The 23,226-nt window shown below is 62.7% G+C and carries 14 protein-coding genes and 1 pseudogene; 7 read left to right on the forward strand and 8 right to left on the reverse strand.

The window, feature by feature from the left end; all coding sequences use genetic code 11:
• Nucleotides 1-7 precede the first annotated feature (7 nt).
• From V6Z91_RS28440 to V6Z91_RS28475, 8 genes and pseudogenes are all read right to left on the reverse strand, one after another.
• Nucleotides 8-1,648, reverse strand: a complete 1,641-nt coding sequence (locus V6Z91_RS28440) for a mechanosensitive ion channel family protein (RefSeq protein WP_338764292.1) — start codon at nucleotides 1,646-1,648, stop codon at nucleotides 8-10.
• Nucleotides 1,649-2,284: 636 nt separating this feature from the next.
• Complete coding sequence (locus V6Z91_RS28445; RefSeq protein ID WP_338764295.1) at nucleotides 2,285-2,989, reverse strand: hypothetical protein; 705 nt, start codon at nucleotides 2,987-2,989, stop codon at nucleotides 2,285-2,287.
• Complete coding sequence (locus tag V6Z91_RS28450) at nucleotides 2,986-5,148, reverse strand: hypothetical protein (protein WP_338764297.1); 2,163 nt, start codon at nucleotides 5,146-5,148, stop codon at nucleotides 2,986-2,988. The genes V6Z91_RS28445 and V6Z91_RS28450 overlap by 4 nt, the downstream gene beginning before the upstream one ends.
• 78 nt (nucleotides 5,149-5,226) lie before the next feature.
• Nucleotides 5,227-7,140, reverse strand: a pseudogene (locus V6Z91_RS28455) (DUF2345 domain-containing protein); the annotation flags it as partial.
• Complete coding sequence (locus V6Z91_RS28460) at nucleotides 7,141-8,139, reverse strand: T6SS immunity protein Tli4 family protein (RefSeq protein ID WP_338764299.1); 999 nt, start codon at nucleotides 8,137-8,139, stop codon at nucleotides 7,141-7,143.
• Complete coding sequence (locus V6Z91_RS28465; protein WP_338764301.1) at nucleotides 8,136-9,866, reverse strand: hypothetical protein; 1,731 nt, start codon at nucleotides 9,864-9,866, stop codon at nucleotides 8,136-8,138. The genes V6Z91_RS28460 and V6Z91_RS28465 overlap by 4 nt, the downstream gene beginning before the upstream one ends.
• A 1-nt stretch (nucleotide 9,867) precedes the next feature.
• Entirely contained in the window at nucleotides 9,868-12,864 is a 2,997-nt protein-coding gene (locus V6Z91_RS28470; protein WP_338772093.1) for a type VI secretion system Vgr family protein, read from the reverse strand.
• 2 nt (nucleotides 12,865-12,866) lie between these two features.
• Nucleotides 12,867-13,832, reverse strand: a complete 966-nt coding sequence (locus tag V6Z91_RS28475) for a hypothetical protein (protein WP_338764303.1) — start codon at nucleotides 13,830-13,832, stop codon at nucleotides 12,867-12,869.
• Nucleotides 13,833-13,963: 131 nt separating this feature from the next.
• On the opposite strand from V6Z91_RS28475, the gene V6Z91_RS28480 reads away from it, so the two are divergent.
• Genes V6Z91_RS28480 through tssA form a run of 7 tightly spaced genes read left to right on the forward strand, consistent with a single transcriptional unit; the run spans nucleotide 13,964 to nucleotide 23,178 of the window.
• Nucleotides 13,964-14,806, forward strand: coding sequence for a M15 family metallopeptidase (locus tag V6Z91_RS28480; protein ID WP_338764305.1), 843 nt, complete (start codon nucleotides 13,964-13,966; stop codon nucleotides 14,804-14,806).
• Nucleotides 14,807-14,853: 47 nt separating this feature from the next.
• The gene (locus V6Z91_RS28485; RefSeq protein ID WP_338764308.1) at nucleotides 14,854-15,123 is read left to right on the forward strand and encodes a PAAR domain-containing protein; all 270 of its coding nucleotides are present in this window, start codon (nucleotides 14,854-14,856) and stop codon (nucleotides 15,121-15,123) included.
• Nucleotides 15,124-15,125: 2 nt separating this feature from the next.
• The gene (locus V6Z91_RS28490; protein ID WP_338764310.1) at nucleotides 15,126-16,520 is read left to right on the forward strand and encodes a hypothetical protein; all 1,395 of its coding nucleotides are present in this window, start codon (nucleotides 15,126-15,128) and stop codon (nucleotides 16,518-16,520) included.
• A 34-nt stretch (nucleotides 16,521-16,554) separates the two neighbouring features.
• Nucleotides 16,555-20,379 (forward strand): type VI secretion system membrane subunit TssM, encoded by a 3,825-nt coding sequence (gene tssM, locus V6Z91_RS28495; RefSeq protein WP_338764313.1) that lies wholly within the window; start codon nucleotides 16,555-16,557, stop codon nucleotides 20,377-20,379.
• Nucleotides 20,376-21,365, forward strand: a complete 990-nt coding sequence (tagF, locus tag V6Z91_RS28500) for a type VI secretion system-associated protein TagF (RefSeq protein ID WP_338764316.1) — start codon at nucleotides 20,376-20,378, stop codon at nucleotides 21,363-21,365. The genes tssM and tagF overlap by 4 nt, the downstream gene beginning before the upstream one ends.
• Nucleotides 21,366-21,368: 3 nt before the next feature.
• Nucleotides 21,369-22,139 carry an OmpA family protein gene (locus tag V6Z91_RS28505; RefSeq protein ID WP_338764318.1) on the forward strand — a complete coding sequence of 257 codons (771 nt, stop codon included), beginning with the start codon at nucleotides 21,369-21,371 and terminating at the stop codon, nucleotides 22,137-22,139.
• A gap of 25 nt (nucleotides 22,140-22,164) precedes the next feature.
• Nucleotides 22,165-23,178, forward strand: coding sequence for a type VI secretion system protein TssA (gene tssA / locus V6Z91_RS28510; RefSeq protein WP_338764321.1), 1,014 nt, complete (start codon nucleotides 22,165-22,167; stop codon nucleotides 23,176-23,178).
• Nucleotides 23,179-23,226: the final 48 nt, after the last annotated feature.

Raw genomic sequence — 23,226 nt, forward strand, 5'->3', positions numbered from 1 at the left:
CCGCCGCTCAGCGGGGCCCTTCCGCTTTCCTCAGGTTCACCACCGGCCGCGCCGCGGCCACTTGCTCCTGGCCACCGTGCGTGAACACGATGGTCTGGCTGGGGAACGCCAGCGAAATGCCGGCCGCCTCCAGCCGCTCGTAGATAGCCAGCAGCAGCGCCTCGCGGATGACGACCTGCGTGTCGAATTCCCTCACGTCGATGTAGGCGAAGACTTCGATATTGAACGACCGGTCGCTGATATTGCCCAGCCGCGCGCGGGCGCCTTCGGCCAGGTGCTTTTCCTCGGCCAGCACCTGCTGCACGATGCTGATCGCTTCCTTCAGCTTGGCCGACGGCGTGCCGTATGCCACGGCGATCACGGGATTGAACAGGAAGCGGTCGCGGTCCGCGAAGTTCTCGATCTGGCGTGCCGACAGGTCGCCATTCGGGATCGTGACGACCGTGCGCTCGCCGGTGCGGATGCGCGTGGAGCGAATGCCGACATCCTCCACGGTGCCGATCACGTCGCCCACCTTGATGAAGTCCCCCACCTGCATCGGCCGGTCGGCAATCACGGTGACGCTGCCGACCAGATTCTCGACGGTCTTCTGCGCCCCCAGCGCGAGCGCAATACCGCCGATGCCCAGCGCCGCGATGCCGGTGGTGACATCGATGCCGAACGTATCGAGGATGCCGATGCCGGAAAACAGCAGCAACAGCACTTTGACCGTGCGACGCACCAGCGTGATGACGGAGACGATCTGCCGCCGCCCCGCCCGCTGCATGCGCGTGGTGGCCACGTCGGTAATGGCATCGACCAGCCGCAATCCGAACCACACGACGGCGATGACGGCCACGATGCCGGCATAGCGCAGCAGCGTCTGCCGCGCCACGATGGAGACCGGCAGGCTGTCCGCCCAATTGTAGAAGATGCCCACGGCGACGAGCAGGCTGACCGGCGGCAGGCCCGCCTCGACCGAACGGTAGATACTGCTCGCGGCAGGATCGGCCACCACGCGCCGCATGCCCGCGACAATGAGCGCCGACAGCATCCACAGGCCGCCGAAGATCAGGATGCCCAGCCCCAGCAGGATGCCCCAGTCGGTCAACGGCGCACCACCGACGACGATCTCGTTCTTCGACGGCTCCTGCTGCTCGGCCGGCATGCGCTGGCTCGCCGCCGCCACCTGGGCCAGCGTTTCCTTCGATACGCGCCACACTTGCAGGTTGCCATCCTGGCCGCGCACCAGCAGGATGGGCACGGGTTTCCCCTTGACCGTGATCTCGCCGATCGCTTCCTGCTCCATCGGCAGGTCGTCTTCCAGGGTGCCGGTGGCGTCGTTGGACAACGCCGCGAAGGGCTTGATCGTGCCGCCGCCGTCCAGCAATGCATGGAAGGCGCGCGCCTGGCTGATGGCATTCATGCGCTGCCGGTTGCTGGACGCCGCCGGCAGGTCGAAATACAGGGCGGCGCGGTCGTAATCGAGTGCGGCCAGCGCCTCGATCAGGCCGGACACCATGGAACGGGGCGTTTCACGGCCCAGCGGATCGGGTTGCACGGCCGGGGCGGCGGATGCCGCATCCTGCTTGGCAAAAAAGGCGGCGTGACCGAGTGGCGATGCCAGCGCGATCAGGAGGGCGACCAGGAAGCTGAGGGATAGACGCATGCTCGATAAGACTCCTTGGCTTTGCTTGATATCGTTTGCCGGCGATGGACGCGAGGCCCGCGCGCGCATGGCGCCGGGCGTGAGCAGCGATCACTGCGGGAGAGTGTGTCAGCACGGCGCGGCGGCGGCTGGCCGGTGACGGATGCCTGCTGGCGGCCATCCATGGAGGCCCAATCAGGGGGGCGCTCCATTGCCGGGACCGCAGTGCGTGACGCCCATCGGTTCCGATAGAACTGCTTGTTCGAAATGCAAAGTCTAGCATCGGCGCGGGCCCGCGTCTCGCACGGTTGCGTGCTGTTACAGGTCCAGCCGCTTCTTCCAGGTATATGTGGCCAGCATAAGGTCGATGGGGTGCGGGTACAGTTCCTCGCGGATCGCTGTGAACCCGGCACGCTGGTTGAACGCCAGGGCGTTCAGGGGCGCAGAAATGACCTGCGCCCATCTAAAAGCCCTCCTTGTCGATGGGCGCCGCGCCCTTGACCTTCGCGCGCCCGCCTTGCGTGATGAGCGTGTTGAGAGAGATCAAGTGGCCTTGAGAACATAGAACATCTCGCTGACACCACACCTTTTTGCATGTGTGCCGGTAATGCTAGCGCGTTTCTCAGGCCCTTGCTATCTCGCGAGATTGAGTTTCGTTTATTTACCTTCTTTAAACACGTACTCCTTCATACAACCAGAGTGCGTTTGAGTGAATTCAGGCGAAAGCACCAAATTCTTCGCATCAACCCAAACGGAATAGGGGGAATTTTTCAGATAAAAATCGCACCGGTCGTCACTGCTGATTCCTTCAGCTTCGCTATCAGCAATCATTTTACCTATCGATTCTTCATCAAGCTCTACTTTACCCTCATGACCGGGCGTAACAACGGCGGCAGCTGACACAAACTGCCTTACTAAAATTGGCGCCGGTATTAATGAGCCGTTTGCTCTCGAAAACACCATAGGAATCTTCTCGATATTTGGAGAGCCAGCGCAAACAGTAGACCTTTCGAAAACGACGCTTATATAATGATCTGAAACATAAACTTTGTTGAACCTCATGTGAAAACTCCATGGGCGACCTTCCGCATAGGAACCGCAGAGCTTTATTTCTCGCTGAATACTCCTCTGTTTCCCCCTAAGCTGCGCGTTGACCCGATCAAGAATCTTAGGCTGCATGCCCTCCACGGCTTCAAGTTTAAGCGTTTCAACTGATACACTCGACGCAGGGCGATTTACACCCATATTTTTGGCTTTCCCTACAACGAACTTGACTAAGGGAGGAGGTTTATTTTCGAGTGCAACTGAATGCTGGGATACCAGTCCAAACCACACAGCGACCAAGAACCGAATAGTTCTCATAAGACAACTTTCTTGATCCGAGTTGTAAACTTCACGCGATCATCGAGTGCATTTACCCCACCATTGATAGCACGAGTAACACTTTCAACATCATCTTTATCCATAGCAGCTATGGTTTTGCTGCGCAATTTGACGATATACCAGCACCCAGCATCAATGGCATAGTGATCTTCCAATAACTTCTCAGGGTTTTCGACTCGAGGGAACCGCTTCTTACTGTCGAGCTCCCACCCAACATCAAAGTCAGTCCCTTTTTTCAGCCAACCCTTGAAAGCCCAATATTCACCATAATTAAAGCGTCCGGTCAGTTGCTTGAAGCCCCGTCCTTTAAATTTTCGACCATCGCCAGCTTGAGTATTACCGAGACCGAGATTCTTCTCATATGCGTCACCGCTCGCTTCCTCAAGCATCAAATTGAGGCTCCCACTCTCAACCGCGCCTTGCCCAAAAAAGTGCGCCTGACGAAGCCTTGTATTTACTCCGTATTTAAAAGTGCATTTATTTACTTCTACTCGGTACTTTTCTCGTACGTCAGGCGATGTGCCATGGCTTATCTCGCTACCTGATCCACTTTGGTCAGGATATATTTCGGCAAATTCATTTTTCGACAACCACATGCACTTAGCAGCATGCTCAATAAACTTTATTGGATGAACATGCCAAACTAGCCGCGAGGCTGGCAAACCTTTCACATCCTCCCAAAAACAAAGACGTTCGATATGCTGCGTCAGGCGCAAAAATTGATCAGCCGTCAATTTCCGCGCGCCAAAATCTGGTTGTTTTACACGCCCAAATCGCTTCTCGAGATCCCTTTTGCTCCATTCGGTTGGATGCTTTACGACTAAGAACCTCAGTTTTTCCGCAATATCAACCGACGCCCGACCGCTTTCCCGTGCGTCGCCTTTCTCGAATGCATTCAGAATATTCTGCATGCCAATGTCATCCACGAACCCGTCTTCGCTGTAGGCGCCATGCTCTTCCAGGAGTTTGAACCCAGCCCAGTCCGCGTCACTGCTGTACTGGACCAATGATTTCTCAGCCCAGTAAACGTCATTAGTTTCTGGAACAAATATTTGAATCCATTCCTTTCCACCAAAACTTTTTTGCAAGAACTCCTCAACTTTCAGCCACGGATCAACCCAGGGAATTATCGAGGTCCCCACCCCCAATCGAGTCTCATTCTTTTTCGGATCTTTTTTATAGGCCTGCAGACTGCTGCTCTTAGCGCTATACTGTTTAGCGGGAAACGCTGCGCCTGACTTAGCCTTTGGAGAAATCACCTCTGGCGCAACGGCACTCAATTGGCCTTCAGCAACCCAATATTTACGCTTATCGATTACGACACATTGATAGCCACCGCCCCCATCATTATTACTAATCTTCAACGGTTTTGATGGATCGACAGCAAGCGTTATCGTCTCCGGCAATTCATCATAAGCAGTCAATTCACTTGTGAGCAGGCAGCGACCCCAGATCGTCTTGAAGGAATTTTTGAGAAAATCGACGTCATCGAAGAAGATTTCGAAATGAATTCCACGCGATGGCGCAGTGAAATTATCAGGAACAAACCCGCTATATCCAAGTATGTCACCTCGCTTAACACGGCAGTAGCCGCTTCCATCATGACACTGTCCGTCTGCGGTTGGTGCGGTGGTTTCGATATCTGCCTTGGTCAGAATGGGCTTCTTATTTTTGTCTAGTAAAGGATGTCCCTTCTTATCAAGTTTTGGACTTGGGGGAACGTTCTTTTTGAGGAAATTGACTTCACGATCCCCACTTTTTCCCTTGACCTTGCTCCACGCTTGTAAGTGCATATACAGAGAATAGAATTGTAGCTTGCTGGTTCCGAGGGTCGTTTTACCGAATTCAGCTTCGTGTCTGAGCAATACAAAACTTCGTGAATACGGCGTTTTGTCAAAGAAAGCATCGACGGTGTCAACTTCGTCGTAGCGATATGCCACCACCTCTCCATCTGCTATCGCCCTGATAGGAATAGATGGATCCTGAGGCGTGATATGGACTCCTCCATGCCAGAAGCGATTTTGCCCCATCGGGTAGGTTCCGCTCACAACCTCACTACAAGCGTAGGCGTTATCTGGCAAAACGCGGTTGTGCTTACCAGCGGTATATGGAATCTGAATAGGATAAGTAACTATCATTTAGTAGAAATTCGGATTTTGCACGCGCACGGTAAATTCTTGAAATTGGCCGAGCTCTCATTCATTGCGCCAAGCAGATTAACAGGAGAATAGGAACGTACCATCCCATTCTTTGAGTTTATCGCGAGGTAGACGAGGCATATAATAGTGACTGCGCTCCGGCGCAACAAAACTCTTCTTCCCTGCATGAATCGCAATCTTCCCCGGACACTGCACAGTAATATTCCCACCCTCAATGGTGATATTCGCCCCATCGGCCGTCGACAAACTGATGCTCTTCGCCGCTGCCCAATCCACATGCGCATTGGCACTGACAACATTCACCTCATCCCGCGCCTGCACCTTCAGCACATCGGCCTGGGCCTGCACCTCGACCGCATCCTTGGCGGCAATCACCTGCAACCCGACCCCGCCCTCGCCAGCCTTCACGGCACCAGCCAGCACGCCAATGGCCTGCTGGCTATGCACCCGCATCTGCCCGCCAGTGATGAACTGCGTATCCTGCCCGCTCATCAGACTGACGGTCTCGCCATTGGACAGCTGCACCGCCTGCCCGGCAGTAATGGCCAGCCCCGCCTTCGCGGAAATCGCAATGATCGGATCGCTCGAGTGCGGCAATTTGCCGTCATCCGGGCTGGTGTTTTTTGACGCGGCATCGGAAAGCGCGGCATCGAAACCGCCAGAACCCACCATTCCCGACACACTGTCCAGCATGGCCTTCAACGGCGCGGCCTTCGGGTCGAGCACACTGGAGGAAGCCTTGGCGGCGCCAAGGTGCGCAGCGAGCCCCACCGTTTCATGCGTCACGGCCGCCTGGCTGAAAGTCTCGCCCAGCTTGACCGCCTGCTTCATCAGCGCAATGCCGGCCGAGTTGTCACCGGCCGGATCGCGCGCCCCGGCGCCGTGCGCAATCTTGTAGCTCGACACGAGCAAGCCCGCCCCGCCTCGCACGGCGCCATAAGCATCAGTACGCAACTCGGCCCCCTGCCCGCGCAGCGAGCCGCGGTAGTTGTCGGCCGCGTGAATCAGGTGGCCCAGGTTCAGTTCCGTGGCCGCCGACGTGGTGCGCAACTGCACGCGCCCCTGCGCATCGGTGTCGTCGAACAGCAGCTGGTTGTAGCCCGCGCCGCCAAATTCCCTGGTGCGCACGCCCCACTGGCTCGCGGCATTGCGGTGCCCGGCACTCTCGGCCGAAGCGCCATGCCACACGGGCGAATGACCGCCGGTCAGGTTGCCCTGCGCGGAGATCGAGTGGTCGTGCGCCGGCTGGAACAGCGAGGCAGCATTATCCGATGAAGGCGCTTCGCCGCCCGGCGTGGGTGCAACGCCTCCTTCGCCCTGCCCGTTGTACACGGCGCCCACGATGATCGGCCGGTCGATGTCGTTCTCCATGAACTGCACGACCACTTCCTGCCCGATGCGCGGCAGGAACTGGCTGCCGATGCCGCCGCCGGCCAATCGCTGCGCCACGCGTACCCAGCAGGTGGCGTCGCCGCTGTCCTGCCAGTGGTAGCGGATGCGCACGCGGCCCAGCGCATCGCAGTACAGCTCATCGGCGCCGGCCGGCGTGTCGCTGCCGTCCGGCCCGATCACGATCGCGGTCTGCGCGCCGCGGGCGGTCGGTTTCGGGTGCGAGCGGCCATCGCTGCCCGGCAGGACCGGGCGCCAGACGACGTCGCTGGCGACCGCCTCGAAGCAGTTGCCGTAGCCGCTCTTGCGGGCCTGGTCGATCGTCAGTTGGAAGTCTGGCGGCAGGTCGCGCACGGTTTCGTGCAGCAGTTCGGGAATGGGGCCGAACAGCTCCGCCAGCGCTTCGGTGGCGCGGGACGGCAGGTTGTTCACGCCTACGCTCACCACGCGCAGCACCGTGTAGCTGGCCGCTTCGCCCAGGGATTGCAATGGCGTGCCGGTGACCGTCAGGCGCGTGCCCGCGCGCAGCGTGCGCACCGTCGAACGGCCGCGCCACAGCTGGCTGCGCGCCTCGCGCGCCTCCTAGCGAGTTGCGAAAGACTCAACAAAGTTATCCCAGAGAATCACTGCTTCGCTTTCGGATAATGAATTTTGCTGACGTGCGCCATCTGTTGAGCGCCTGGCGGTCTCCAACTCAGCATGAATCGACGGCCTCAGGCGATCAGGTTTAGTACGGCGGCTTTCGACAGCGAAAAGAAAGCGTCCTGAGTCAGAACTTTTGTCAGCTGGCATCCAAGCCATCCATTCCTGCGCGGTCATTCCAGCAACTTTTGTTTCACGTTTTCGAATGACTCTACTAGTAACGCCGAATCTATTCAAAAGTGAGTCCGTTCCTGTCACCCGCTGAAACAGCGAAACACCTTCATCCGGTCGGAAAGTGTCGATATCGAGGGAAAGAAGAGCGTCGCTGTGCTCGGAACTCTCATAACCAACTCTAATGGCCTCACTGGAATATTTTTGCAAGACACTTATTACACCGATACAAAACCCCCCTTCTGCAGAATGACCAGTGTTGGAGCGAAGCGCCTTCGCGAAATCATATAAGCGATGCTCGGCCGCAACAAATTGCCCGTTAAAAGAGTCGGTCGACATACGAACGTATGTCCCGTCAATCAATTTATGTAATTCGCTCGAGTATGAAGAACCAATTCGTTTGATTCGAAACAAGATCTCCTGAGGACCTACAATATGCTTCAATTCCAGTACGTCTGTATCGATATCCTGACTTTTTCTTATTTCAGCAGTACGAACTAGAATTTTTTCTTCGAAATTCTTCTGACTTAACCCTTCTTCGGTCACCACTTCGATATCATCACCATCATCCCCTACGCCCTCCAAGCCAAACGTCGCTTGCACAGAGCGGCGCTGTCTCCATCCCTCTGGTAGTAAAAAACTTACACGACCAGCACAGTACGGCACCGTATTATAAGCTTCGCTTTTCATTGCCACACCTTTATCCTCATTCTCTCGGCAAGCGCTTAACAAACCTGCCATCGCAAACACAATAAGAAGATAGTTCATCCGATAATTGCCTCGCGGGCCAGTTTGGTAATCGAATAATATGTTACCTGTCGGGCGACAGCATCCTTATATGCTGGCTCGTGATCGAACCCAGTAAGCTTAAACTGCTGCTTGATACTGTTTGCAGAAGCTCGCCTTGGTGCAGCGCCAGAGCTTTCGGGAACAGTACCGTCGCCATATGTGTCGTGCTTTTCGCAAGTCAGTTCCCAGAAACTTGTCTCAATCGTTGAATACACCCCGCCCATACCAGCATTTGGCGTAACAACAGATTCGCCCCCGACGTATATCAGGTTCTTTCCATCCTCTCTGACTTGGCCGTGCGTCATCTCGAAGGTTTCCTGCGCAGTTGGGCAGTCGCCTTTTGCGGGCTTTACCCCTTTCCGCATGCGCCAGTGGATTTTCCCGAACGAGTTAAATTGCTTCGAACCGTTAGCTGAACCCGCACCATAAAATACATAGGTATTTGGGTGATAAGAACCGGCAAGCTTCTCATGAAAATCTTTAGCTAACTGGATATTTTTGACAAACTGGTTCCATTTTATCGAGATGCCATCCCGGGGGGAGAGCCACTCTTCACGCACCAATCCCCACCAATTTTTTTTGTTTAGGTAGATTTCATCGTATGGATCTGACTGTGGCAGAGTTGCAACCTGCTGCCCTTGCTCATTCCGAAGAGTCAACCACCCTATTCCATAATCCTTAGAAGGAAGGAGCTGCAGAGCACCAGGCGCTTGCGCAAAAACGGCGGTGACACCGGTTCCCGTCAAGCCTATGACGAGTCCAGCTCCGAGATCTTCGTCGCGCATGCCTATCTTGCAACGCCGATAAGCCACGGCTGCACCAACTGCCGGCATCACACCGTGTACGACTCCAACCACCTTCTTCTCCATCTCGGGCAACCTGCAGCAAGCACGCGCTACCAACCCTCCCATCGAGTGAGTGACAAGAATAACCTGCTTACAACTCGAATCTCTGCCATTATGAATACGGATAATTTCTTCAATCCTATCCTTCAGGGCAATAGCCGCGAGCTTGTTGGATGCGAGCCAGTTATACCCAAATGCATATACAGGGAAACGGCATTTGGAACGTTGTAGCAGATCATCTGAAAGAATAGGTGCTGTTGGAAAACCTGGCTCTGCCACTCCGGGCAGGCCAACCATCTTCATCGCGACTCCTGGCCGGAGCTTTTGTGCCGACCAAGGTTCGGCTCGCTCGGTGGCGCTCATGAAGGAGTTGGGTGAGAAGTCAGACCACCGCAGGGGATCGTACCCCTCCCCGTTCAGCTTGTTCTCCAGCCATATCAAGAATTCATGGTAGCTGGTCTGTGCCACTTCGCCCCAGCCCCGCGCGTGGAAATCTCTCTCATCTTTAAGGGCACCTACAGGCGCGTTAGGTACTGCGCCGTACTTATATACTCGGGTCCTGTCGGGGTGAAGGATTCTCTGGCGAGCGCCTGCAAGCTTTGTTACCCAGAATTTTGCTAGCTCAACTGGCAAGCCTTCACCGTCTAGTAACCATACTGGATTGCCGTTAGTGCTATCACAAAGATTACTCCCCATAATGCCTGGAACGAATATAATTGGAATAACCTGACTGGGAGGGACTTGCAGCTTTACAATGCCCGTCAATCTTGAGTCAGTAAGATTCCAATCAAAGGTTGTCCGTCCTTTTGCCTGCTGAATATGCCTTGCAAGTCTTTCTTTCTCGTCGGGTTGATTGGCCATTCTAAACTTTAAGCTTTCCAAGAATCTCGATTTGGATCCGTTCTGAACTGAACGCCTGCAATAATGGGATCATGCCATTTTGGTCCGAAATACCTTCCATCCTTGCCCCATTTTCACGCACAATAGCGTATCGCATTGAGGCCATCGGCTGCCCTGATGGGTCGACTATTTGGAACTGGTCGTCGAATCGCATAGATGCACGCGGAAGAGTTGGCAGAACATTGTCAAGTTTGCTCGCACTTGAGAAACTCTTCTTCCCCGCATGAATCGCAATCTTCCCCGGACACTGCACAGTAATATTCCCGCCATCGATAGTGATATTCGCACCACCCGCTGTCGACAAACTGATGCTCTTCGCAGCCGCCCAGTCAACGTGAGCATTGGCACTGACCACATTCACCTCATCCCGCGCCTGCACCTTCAGCACATCGGCCTGGGCCTGCACCTCGACCGCATCCTTGGCCGCGATTAGCTGTAACCCGACACCACCCTCGCCAGCCTTGACGGCACCAGCCAGCACGCCAACGGCCTGCTGGCTATGCACCCGCATCTGCCCGCCAGTGATGAACTGCGCATCCTGCCCGCTCATCAAACTGACGGTCTCGCCATTGGACAGCTGCACCGCCTGCCCAGCAGTGACCACCAGCCCCGCTTTCGCGGAAATCGCAATGATCGGATCGCTCGAGTGCGGCAATTTGCGGTCATCCGGGCTGGTGTTTTTTGACGCGGCATCGGAAAGCGCGGCATCGAAACCGCCAGAACCCACCATGCCCGACACACTGTCCAGCATGGCCTTCAACGGCGCCGCCTTCGGGTCGAGCACACTGGACGAAGCCTTGGCGGCGCCAAGGTGCGCAGCGAGGCCCACCGTCTCATGCGTCACGGCCGCCTGGCTGAACGTCTCGCCCAGCTTGACCGCCTGCTTCATCAACGCAATCCCGGCCGAGTTGTCACCGGCCGGATCGCGCGACCCGGCGCCATGCGCAATCTTGTAGCTCGACACCAGCAAGCCCGCCCCACCCCGTACGGCACCATAGGCGTCGGTACGTAACTCCGCTCCCTGGCCGCGCAGCGACCCGCGATAATTGTCGGCCGCGTGAATCAAATGGCCCAGATTCAGCTCGGTGGCCGCCGATGTGGTGCGCAGCTGCACCCTTCCCTGCGCATCCGTATCGTCGAACAGCAACTGGTTGTAGCCCGCGCCGCCAAATTCCCTGGTGCGCACGCCCCACTGGCTCGCGGCATTGCGGTGCCCGGCACTCTCGGCCGAAGCGCCATGCCACACGGGCGAATGACCGCCGGTCAGGTTGCCCTGCGCGGAGATCGCGTGGTCGTGCGCCGGCTGGAACAGCGAGGCAGCATTATCCGATGAAGGCGCTTCGCCGCCCGGCGTGGGTGCAACGCCTCCTTCGCCCTGCCCGTTGTACACGGCGCCCACGATGATCGGCCGGTCGATGTCGTTCTCCATGAACTGCACGACCACTTCCTGCCCGATGCGCGGCAGGAACTGGCTGCCGATGCCGCCGCCGGCCAATCGCTGCGCCACGCGTACCCAGCAGGTGGCGTCGCCGCTGTCCTGCCAGTGGTAGCGGATGCGCACGCGGCCCAGCGCATCGCAGTACAGCTCATCGGCGCCGGCCGGCGTGTCGCTGCCGTCCGGCCCGATCACGATCGCGGTCTGCGCGCCGCGGGCGGTCGGTTTCGGGTGCGAGCGGCCATCGCTGCCCGGCAGGACCGGGCGCCAGACGACGTCGCTGGCGACCGCCTCGAAGCAGTTGCCGTAGCCGCTCTTGCGGGCCTGGTCGATCGTCAGTTGGAAGTCTGGCGGCAGGTCGCGCACGGTTTCGTGCAGCAGTTCGGGAATGGGGCCGAACAGCTCCGCCAGCGCTTCGGTGGCGCGGGACGGCAGGTTGTTCACGCCTACGCTCACCACGCGCAGCACCGTGTAGCTGGCCGCTTCGCCCAGGGATTGCAATGGCGTGCCGGTGACCGTCAGGCGCGTGCCCGCGCGCAGCGTGCGCACCGTCGAACGGCCGCGCCACAGCTGGCTGCGCGCCTCGCGCGCTTCCATCTGCAGGTCGGCGTAGCGCTGGGCCTGGCCCCAATCGGCATAGGCGTACTGGCCCGGCCCGTCGAACGATTCGAGGGGCGGAAGCCTGGCGCCGTTCGACAGGCGCGACGGCGAGCTGGCCGCCACCGCCTTCTTGGCCTTGTAGTCGTAGCTGAGCACCGTGCTGGCCGAGGCACCCACGCTGCGCATGGCGGCCAGCGCCTGCACGGTGTCGCTCTGTTCGCGCGCATGCGCGCCGTGGAACCGCACGCCGCCGGCGGCACTCGAAACGTCGTCCGGCACGCCCGTCTTGCTGCTGCTGTCGGCGAACAGGACCATCAGCGGGCCATCCTCGTCGTGGTCGTAGCGCCATGCCAGCCCCTCTTCCGCCAGCAGGCGTTCGACGAAGGCGAGATCGGTCTCGCGGTACTGGCAGCAGTAGCTGCGCGGCAGCGCGCCGTCCAGGAACGGCATCACCTCGTCGCTCCAGCGCCAGCGTGCGGCCGGCTGGTAGGCGCCGAACACGGATTCGATGATGTCGACCACGCCCTGGTCTTGCCACACCCGGCTGTTGCGCACGTGGGCCAGCCGCCAGATCCAGTGGGAAATGCGCACGCGGTAGCGTGCCAGGCCGCCTTCGCTGCCCAGCATGGCGAACTCGCTGATTTCGCCGGCGAAGCTCGCCCGCGTGCCGTCGGCCAGGCTCACCTGCAAGGTGGCCGGCTGGCCCAGCAGGGCCGGCAAGTCGATATGGGCGCTGGTGGATACGGCGATCACGTCGCGCGCGCCCACTCCCTGCACCAGGTCGTCCGCCACGAACGCTTCCACCAGCAGTCCGCCGGCGCCCAGTTCCCGGCTGCCATCGCCAACCTGCAATGCGTACAGCCGCGTCGCGCTCGAAAACAGGGCCAGTGCGGCCCGCACTCCTTCAACCAGCTCCACCGCCATCGTCAACCCGCAATCTCGGCCACGCGGGGATCCTTGCAGTCGCCCTTCGCCTTGTTTTTTCCGCTATCGGTACCGCTGCCGGACGTGGCACAGCCCTTCTGTTCGGCCGGGGCCTTGTTTTCCCGCGCGGCCGCTGCCTTCGAATGGGCCAGCAGCGCCGCCAGCAGGGCGGCGTCGCTGTCGGCGGGCGCGCTTTTCGCCGCCGGCTTCTTCTTCTTCGCCGCTGCCTGGGCCAATCGTTTCTCCCTTGCCGCTTTCGCCTTGCGCTCCGCCCTGGTCAATTGGGTCTTTTTCGCGGGAGCCGCCTTGGCGAGTTTCTCTTCGTCGTCCGGTTTGGCGGCCTCGGACTTTTCACCGGAGGCCCGCTTGTCCAGAAACGCCGCCAGTTCATCCTTGCCGTCCTTGCCATCCGGCGCGGCGGGGGGGCGTGCCGCGACGGCGGTTGCCCCGGCCGCGACGGCCGCCGCGGTGGCAGCACCAGCGGCACCAGGCATTTCATCAAGAATCGTCGCGGCGCTCACATTGCTGTCATGCGCGGGCGCGGCCTGCGCTACTGCGGGCGCAGCCGATGGTTCCGGGTGAGGCGCATCTGCGATCACCGCCGGTGCCACTGCCGGCGCAGCCGCGGAAGCCTGCGCAGGGGCCGCGGCAACCTGCATGCCGGCGTCGTCGTTTTCCTGCATCGTCCAGGCCAACGCGCCGCCGCCCAGCACGACGGCGGCCGCAAGGCCCGCCATCATACCGCCCTTGCGGCCGGCCTTGCGCGGTGCGCGCGCCGAACCGGACGGGCTCGCGCGGCCATCGAGCTTGCTCAGGATGCTCTGGTCGTCTCCTGCCGCATTCTGTTGCGGCTGCTCCGGGAGAAGGCTGGGTCGGCTGGTGCGGCCCGGTTCATCACGTTGCGGCAAAATATACTCCCTTATTATTTCCTGCTTAACTTTACGCGATCTATATAACCCTCCGCACAAAGTCTGTAAACCACTGCGCCTGTGCGCGCCACAAATAATATTATAAGCGACCTATTATCTAGAGATTAAGTTATACTTCGGAGCAATCATATTTTCATCGCTCGCTGCCCTGGCAGAAGAACGGACTCAACGTGTTGTTTGTCGCTGTCGCGCTGTACTTCCTGCTGGCTTGCCTGATCAGCTGGCTGGTGCTGTTCCCCTCGGGGCGGGCACTGGTGCTGCAGGCGCTGGCCGGCACTGGCAAGCGGCTGCAGCGTGGCTGGCGCGCCACGGCGGAGCGCGAAAGCCGGCGTCTCGATGCAATCGGGCAGACCTCTGGCGCGTCGCTGCGCGAGGCCGGTACCTTCATCCGCCGCCATTACCTGCTGTGCCTCGGTGGTGCACTGTTGCTGGGCGCGCCGCCCCTGGTGGCGCTGATGAGCGCCGGCCACACGCAGCTGGGCGGCTACGAGGAATCGACCCGGGAAGTCAACACGCAGGTCGCCACCCTGCTGGAGGGCGAACAGCTGGTGCCGCCGCCGCCCCTGCCGCCGCTCGCCTTCGCCAGCGCGGAAGTGCAAAAGGAACGGCCGATGATTGCCACGGCCAGCCGCGACTGGGCACTGCTCAATGCGGAGTACCAGCAGCGGCTCCTGCATGTGTTCCGGATCATGAAGGAGAAGCATGGCTACGAAATGGCGATCCTGGAGGGTTACCGGAGCCCGCAGCGGCAGGACATGCTGGCCGCGATGGGGCCGAACGTCACCAACGCGGCGGCCTTCCAGAGCTGGCACCAGTACGGGCTGGCGGCCGACTGCGCCTTCGTGCGTAACGGCCGCATCGTCATCTCGGAAAAGGATCCATGGGCGATGCGCGGCTACCAGCTGTATGGCGAGGTGGCCGAGTCAATGGGCCTGACCTGGGGCGGGCGCTGGAAAATGATGGACCTGGGGCATACGGAACTGCGTTTGCCCGGGGTAATGCAACGCCGTTGAGCGAAACGGCATATGAAACAGCGGACAAGGAAGCGGGAGAACGGAACATGGCAGGACCTGTGATCAGATTGGGCGACAAGACCTCGCATGGCGGCACCGTCATCGAGGCGTCGACCATGAGCGACAGCGGCGGCATCGGCATTGCGCGCATGGGCGACAAGACGAGCTGCCCGATCCCCGGCCATGGCACCAGCCCGATCGTCTCCGGCGACCAGACCTGCATCATCGACGGCAAGCCGGTGGCGCGCCACGGCGACAAGACCGGCTGCGGCGCGACCCTGATCGCCGGGCAGCAGAACACGGTCGACCAGGTATAACGATGGGGGCGTGGATCAAAGGCGGCCTGGCGGCACTGGTCGCGTTCGGCCTTTGCTGGGGCGGCGCCATCACCTGGTGGCAGGGCGCGGGGCGCTCGCCGTCCAATACCGAGCTCGCGGTGCTGCTGCTGGGTGCCCCGCTGGCGCTGCTGGGCGTGTTCCTGCTGGTCCGGCACCTGATCAAGCCGGCGGCCGCACCGGAAGCGGCCGCGTCACCCGCCGGCGCGGCAGTGCCGGCGCCGCTGGTGGCCGGCCCGTCGCTGGCCGTGCTGGCAACGGCCCTGCGCACGCCGCACGGCGCCGCGCCGGAGGAACTGGCCGAGGCGATCGCCGGCCAGCGCGCGCGCGGCGACCTCGATCCCGAACTCCTCGACGACGAGGGTTATCCCATCATGAGCGCGCGCGTGAAAGACCCGGTCGATCCGGGGCGGCGCGAACAGATCGAAGCGTGGCTGGCGGCGCAAGCGCTGGCCGAGCCGGCATTCGACGAGGAGCAGTGGCGCGCCCTCGGCATGCTGACCGAGGTCGCCGCCGAACTGGCGCAGCATGCCGCCGCCCACCCGCATGCGCAACCTGACGAAAGCGACCAACAGGCAGCGCATGCACCGCAGCCGCCGTTGTTGCAGGTCCTGCTGGCGCAGGCCGGCGCCTGGAACGAGGCGCAACGCGCGGCCGCCGCGGCCTGGGTGCGCCACGTGATCGGTGAAATGGGCTGGCCCGCTGACCGCGCCAGCATCAGCGTCGCGGCGCAGGCCGCGCCCGCCGCCGCGGTATCGAACTGGCTGATCCAGCTGTCGGCGCAGGCAAGCGGCACGCCCACGCTGGGCATGCTCCTCGCCGCCGATTCCCACATCGGCGAAGCCAGCGTGAACGCGCTGGCGGCCGAGGGCCGGCTGTTCGTGGCCAGCCGCCAGCAAGGCCTGATCCCCGGCGAAGGCGCCGCCGGCCTGCTGCTGGCCGACGCCACGCAAGCGGCCCTGCTGGGCGAGGCGCCGGCGCACCTGCACACGGTGGCGGCCCAACGCGACGATTCGGCCGACGTCGCGCGCAAGGCCGATGCCGCCTTGCTGCGGCGCCTGGGCGCGCAGGCATGCACGCAGGGCGCCATCGCGGCCGGCGCGGTGGCGGCGCTCGTGGCCGACACGGGGCACCGCACCAGCCGCATGATGGAACTGATGGAGCTGGCCAATGGCGAACTGGCTCAGCTCGACACCGGCGCCGACGTGCTGGCCACGGGCAGTGCCTGCGGCCACGCGGGCGCCGTGCCGTTCGTGGCCGCGCTGGCGCTGGCCAACCAGCAGGCACAGGAACGGCAGGCGCCGGTCCTGTGCGTGAGCAATGAAGACCCCCACCACCGCAGTGCCGTGCTGGTTCGCCCGCCGGCCCTGCAATCCTGATCGATTGACGAGCAGTTTTTAGTCGAGTTTTACGATGATTGATACTATCTGGCAGTTCCTGACGACCCGCTCCAGCCTGACGGCGATCGGCTACCTCGCCCTGGCTGCGCTGCTGTGGATCTCCACGCGCCTGCTCGGCCTGCCGGTGCCGTGGGCCTGGGGACTGTTCCTGCTCGCCCTGGCCGCCGGCGCCGCGCTGTGGGGCTGGCGCCGCTGGCGCAACCGCAAGGCCGCCGCCGAACTGGGCGACATGCTGGAACAACAGGCCGTCGCCGCTACGCCGAAGGCCAACGCCACCCAGCGCGAGGAGCACGAGGCGATCAAGAAGCGCATGCTCGACGCCATCGGCACGATCAAGGGCTCGAAACTGGGCCTGCTGTCGGACGACGCGGCGCTCTATGAGCTGCCCTGGTACATGGTGATCGGCAACCCGGCGGCGGGCAAGAGCACGGCGATCGCCAGCTCGGGCCTGCAATTCCCGTTCGCGGACGCGAAGATCGTGCACGGCGTGGGCGGCACCCGCAACTGCGACTGGTTCTTCACCACCGACGGCATCCTGATCGACACCGCCGGCCGCTACTCGGTGAACGAGGAAGACCGCGCCGAGTGGTTCGGTTTCCTTTCCCTGCTCAAGAAGTACCGCAAGAAAGCGCCGATCAATGGCGTGATCATCGCCGCCAGTGTCGCCGAGCTGGCCGGCAACCGCCCCGAGTTCGCCATCAACCTGGCCAAGAACCTGCGCCAGCGCGTGCAGGAGCTGACCGAGAAACTGGAAGTGCATGCGCCGGTCTACGTGGTGTTCACGAAAGCCGACCTGATCACCGGCTTCAATGAATTCTTCCAGGATGCCGACCGCGCCGAGCGCGACCGCGTGTGGGGGGCCACCCTGCCCTACAACCAGCATGCCAGCGGCCAGCAGGTGCTCGACCAGTTCGACGCCCGCTTCGACGAACTGTATGAAGGCTTGAAGGACATGAGCGCCGCCAACATGGCGCTGCTGTCGCGCGAGCGCATGCCGCCGGGGGTGTTTACCTTCCCGCTCGAATTCTCGAACGTGAAGGCGCCGCTGCGCTCGTTCATCGCCACGCTGTTCGAGGAAAACCCGTTCCAGTTCAAGCCCGTATTCCGCGGCTTCTACTTCACCAGCGCGCTGCAGGAAGGCGAGCCCGTCTCCGCTTCCTCGAAGCGCGTGGCGCAGCGCTTCGACATTCGCCTGCAGCCGGGCCACCACGAGGACAGCCACCAGCAGCAGGGCTACTTCCTGCTCAACCTGTTCCGCAAGGTGATCTTCGCCGACAAGGAACTGGTGGCGCAGTATGCCAGCCCGGCCAAGACGCGCGTGCGCTATGCTGCCTTCTTCGCCGCCACCGCGTTCGCCGGCCTGGCCCTGGGCGGCTGGAGCTGGTCTTATGTGAACAACCGCCAGCTGGTGGAAAACGTGGAAGCCGACCTGGCGCAGGCCGTACGCGTGCAGGACAAGCGGCTCGACCTGCAATCGCGCTTCGAGGCGCTGCAAATCCTGCAGGACCGCATCGAGCAGCTGGAAAGCTACCGCACCAAGCGCCCGCTGTCGCTCAGCCTGGGCCTGTACCAGGGCGATTACCTGGAGCGCAAGCTGCGCGAGGAGTACTTCAGCGGCGTGCGCGAAGTGATGCTCAAGCCCGTGGGGGAAGCGCTGGAAGGCTACCTGGCCGAAGTGAACCGTAACGCGGCCCAGCTGCAACCGGCTTCGCGCGCCGCCGTGGCGGCCGCCGCCGGCACGGCCGCCGGACCGGCCAGCGCGCAACCGGTGCAGGCCGCCGCCCAGCAGTTCAAGGATTCCTCGCCGACCAGCAGCGAGGATGCCTACAACGCCCTGAAGACCTACCTGATGCTGTCCGACCCGGCGCGCGCCGAGGGCGCGCACCTGAACGACCAGCTGACGCGCTTCTGGCGCGGCTGGCTGGACGCCAACCGTGGCGCCATGTCGCGCGAGCAGATGATCCGCGGGGCCGAACGCATCATCACCTTCTACCTGGCGCAGATCCAGGATACCTCCTGGCCGCGCCTTGAACCGAAGCTGGCCCTGGTGGACCAGACCCGCGAAAACCTCAAGCGCGTGGTGCGCGGCATGCCGGCGCGCGAGCGCGTGTATGCGGACGTGAAGGCGCGCGCCGCCACCCGCTTCCCCACCATGACCGTGGCGCGCATCGTGGGCGAGCAGGACAAGGAACTGGTGCTGGGCAGCTATGCCATCCCCGGCACCTTCACCCGCGAAGCGTGGGAAGGCTTCGTGCGCGACGCCTTCAAGGATGCCGCCAACCGCGAGCTGCAAAGCGCCGACTGGGTGCTGCGCACCTCCTCGAGCGACGACCTGACGCTGGAAGGCAGCCCGGAACAGATCCAGAAAAGCCTGGTCGAACTGTACAAGACCGAATATGCGCGCGAATGGCAGCGCTTCCTGCAGGGCGTGACGATCCGCGACCTGTCCGGCTTCGACGCGGCAGCCGCGGCGATGAACCGCCTGGGCGATCCGCAGATCTCGCCGATCGGCAAGCTCGTCACCACCGTGTATGAGCAGACCTCGTGGGACAACCCGACCCTGGTCGATGCCGGCGTCGCCCAGGCCAAGCGCGGCATCGGCGCGTGGTTCCGCGAAACGATCCTGCGCCAGACCCCGTCGCGCGTGAACGTCAACATCCAGGCGCCCTCCAGCATGCCGAAGACCGCCCTGCCGCTCGGCCCCGTCGGCCGCGAATTCGCCGGCGTGGCACGCATGGTCGTCGCGAAGGACAACGACGCTTCGCTGATGGGCGGCTACATGAACCACCTGTCCAAGCTGCGCAGCCGCTTCAACACGATCAAGAACCAGGGCGACACCGGCCCCGGCGCCAAACAGCTGATGCAGCAGACGCTGGACGGCAACGGTTCCGAACTGGCCGAAGCGCTGAAGTACGTCGACGAGCAGATGCTGACCGGCATGAGCGACTCGCAGAAGCAGGCCCTTCGGGGCCTGCTGGTGCGGCCGCTGATGCAGAGCTTCGCCGTGATCGTGCGGCCGACCGAGGCCGAGATCGACAAGGTGTGGGCGGCCCAGGTGCTCACGCCGTTCCGCCAGAACCTGGTGAACAAGTATCCGTTCGCGATGGACTCCAAGCAGGAGGCCAGCGATGCCGAGATCGGCCAGGTATTCGGCCCGCAGGGCGCGATCGCCAAGTTCTTCGACACCACCATCGGCCCGCTGGTCGTGCGTCGCGGCGACGCGTTGAGCGCGAGGACGTGGGCCAATATGGGCATCAACCTGTCGCCGGCCGTGCTGCAGAGCTTCCCGAGCTGGGTCGCGCCGCTGTCGGAAGGCGGCGTCGCCAACGCGGCGGCCACCGCCCCCGGCGAGCCGCAGACCATGTTCGACCTGCAGGCGCTGAAGGCGGTGGGCGCGAGCGAATTCACCATCGAGATCGACGGCCAGGCGCTGCGCTGGCGCGGCCAGGCCCAGCCCTGGGTGCACATGGTGTGGCCGAATGCGAGCGGCGCGCCGGGCGCGAAAATCACCGCCATCACGCCGCAGGGCAACCCGGTGGTGCTGCTCAATGAACCGGGCCACTCGGGCTTGAAGAAGATGGTGGAAACGGCGTCGCGCAACCGCCGCGACAATGGCGTGTTCGAACTCAGCTGGAGCAATTCGGGCGTGACCGTGACGGCCAACCTGAAGATCGTGGGCACCCGGGCGCCGGCCCCGGCACCCGCCGCGCCCGCGCCGGCGGCCCAGGGCTTCAAGCGCCTGCGCCTGCCCGAATCGATCATCGTACCGAGCCCGGTCGTATCGGCCGCGGTATCGAACCCGTCCGCTGCGGCCGCACCGGTGGGAGGTGCGCAATGAGCCGCGCCACGACCTCGGCCGCAAGCATCGGCTACTTCGGCAAGATCCCCAGCCGGGGCGACTTCGTCAAGGGCAGCGACAACCCTGCCCTGATCAAGCTGCTGGACGACTGGCTGGCCCGCGCCATGGACCTGCTGAGCGCCGACGCGCGCTGGAAGCTTTCCTACGACGCGGTGGCGCCGCTCAACTTCGCCATCATCGGCCCGCGCCGGCGCCACGCGATCGCGGGCCATATCGTGGCCAGCAGCGACCAGTCGCAGCGGCGCTTCCCGTTCCTGATGATGAGCGCCCTGGAGGTGCCGGAGCCGGCCGCCTTCGTGGGCGATGCACCGCTGGTGCTGAACCGCCTGTGGAACCGGCTGGAGGGCATGAGCCAGGGCGTGGTGAGCGCCCAGGATGCCACGGCCCCGCTGCAGGCGGCGGCCAGCCAGGCGATAGACATCGACCTGCGCACTGCCGCGTACGGCGCGGCGTTCGCCGACTTCCTCGAACTGCAGACGGTGGGCGGACTGCAGGCGCAGCTGGCCCAGGGCGGCTTCGAAGGCTCGCTGCGCCAGGTGCTGCTGGCGCTGGGCATGCTGCTGCAACCGGTGCTGGCCAGCAGTTCCAGCCGGCTGGAAAAGAGCCTGGTGCTGCCGCTGCCGGTCGATCCGATGTACCGCAGCCTGGCCGCGGCGTTCTGGATGCACCTGGTCGCGCCGTTCCTGGCCCGTGCCGACTTCGAACTGGCGCTGTTCCTCACGCGCCTTGGGGGGCGGCCCGCCCTCGTGCTGGGCTTTTCCGGCGCGTCGGCGCACACGCTGCAGGCGATCATGGACCCGCAGGCGGGACTGGAGCGCCACATCGCCTTCGACGAGCTCGATTGGGTGGAAGACCAGGTGAACGACGACTACGCCGTCAAGAAACTGTCCACCTACCTGGCCCAGCCCGACCTGTCCCTCAAGTCCGCGCTCGATTCCGTGTGCGCGGCCTTTATTGGAAGCTGATTGATGAAGATGTCACGACTCCTCCCCCTCCTTTTCGCTTGCGCCCTGGGCGCGGCGGCCGCGCAGACCGCCGCGCCGCAGCCCGGCCAGGTGGTGGCCGCCGGCACCGTGCCGGATGAAGCAACGCGCGCCGCCGTGCTGGCGCGCCTGCGCGATATCTACGGCGCCGAGCGCGTGGTGGACCAGATCGCCGTGGGCCAGGTGGCCACGCCGGCCAACTGGAACGACTACGTGCAAAAGCTGCTCACGCCCGACCTGAAGCAGATCAGCCGCGGCCAGCTGAAGATCGACGGCACCACGGTGAGCCTGCGCGGCGAGGTGGCCAACGAGGCGCAGCGCCAGAAGATCGCCAGCGATGTGGCGACCAGCCTGAATCCCACGTACACGGTCAACAACGGGCTGCGCGTGTCGAGCGCCGACCAGGGCATCCTCGACAGCACGCTGGCCAACCGCACGGTAGAATTCGAAAGCGGCAAGGCCACGCTGACCCCGGCCGGCCGCGCGATCCTGGACGAGATGATCCGCGCCATGCAGAAGCTGAAACAGCGCAAGATCGAGATCATCGGCCATACGGACAACCAGGGCCTGCCCGCCACGAACCAGGGCCTGAGCCAGGCGCGCGCCGAGGCGGTGAAGGCTTACCTCGCCGCCAACGGCATCAACGGCGACCTGCTGACCGCCAGCGGCCAGGGCGCCAACCGGCCGATTGCCGGCAACGACACGGCCGAAGGCCGCGCGCGCAACCGCCGCATCGAATTCCGCATCGCGCAGTAAGCGCGATCACCATAAGGAACCCAGCATGTTTTCAGCCGAGCAGTTACTCCAGCCGATCAGCCCGGACCAGCCAGGCGGCATCGACCTTTCCTTCTCGCCCGAACTGGATGCGATCGCCCACGCGCGCACCTTCGACGACCCCTCGCTCGACCAGGGCGAATGGGTGACGGACCTGAAAGAAGCGGACTGGGAATTCGTGGTGCGCAGCTGCGCCAACCTGCTCGAGACGAAGAGCAAGGACCTGCGGCTGGCCGCCTGGATGACCGAGGCCGCCGCCAAGCAGTACCGCCTGCGCGGCCTGGCCGAGGGCCTGCGCGTGGTTGCCGGCCTGCTGGAAGGCTTCTGGGACCAGGGCCTGTACCCGGAAGCGGACGACGGCGACCAGGAACGCCGCATCGGTACCCTGAGCTGGCTGCTGGGCCGTATCAAGCCGCTGCTGCGCGAGATGCCGATCACGGACGGCAACGGCCGCGCCTGTTCGCCCCTCGATTTCGACATCGCGCGCCGCCAGGGCGGCGAAGACAACCGCCAGCTCGCCGAGCTGGAATCCTCACGCAACGCCACCTCCATCGCTTTCCGCCGCGCCTTCGCGGCCGACGCGCAGGCTTGCCTGGACGCGCTGCTGGACCTGGAACGTGCGGCCGATGCGCGGCTCGGCCATGACGCGCCGGGCTTCGTGGGCGCGCGCGACGCCATTCGCGACATGCAGGGCCTGGTCCCGGCCCCCGCCGAGGAAGCCGCGCCGGCCGCGCAGGACAACGCGATAGTGCCTGCCACGGGCGACGCGCCCGTGGCGACCGCCGCGCCCAGTGGCCCGCCGGGCGCCATCCACACGCGCCAGCAAGCCATCGCCCAACTGCGCGTGATCGCCGAATTCTTCCGCCGCACGGAACCGCACAGCCCCGTGTCGTATTTCGCCGAGAAGGCGGCGCGCGCCGGCGAGCAGGACCTGCACACCTGGCTGCGCTCGGTCGTCAAGGATTCCTCGTCGCTGGCGCATATCGAGGAATTGCTGGGGATCCAGCCGGACGCCAATTGAGAAGAACATCGCAGCCTGCGATGCCGCTTGGCTGCCAGTCAAGGCGAT

Origin of the sequence: Massilia sp. METH4, from assembly GCF_037094685.1 — a bacterium.
In the GTDB taxonomy this organism is placed as follows: Bacteria; Pseudomonadota; Gammaproteobacteria; order Burkholderiales; family Burkholderiaceae_D; genus Rugamonas.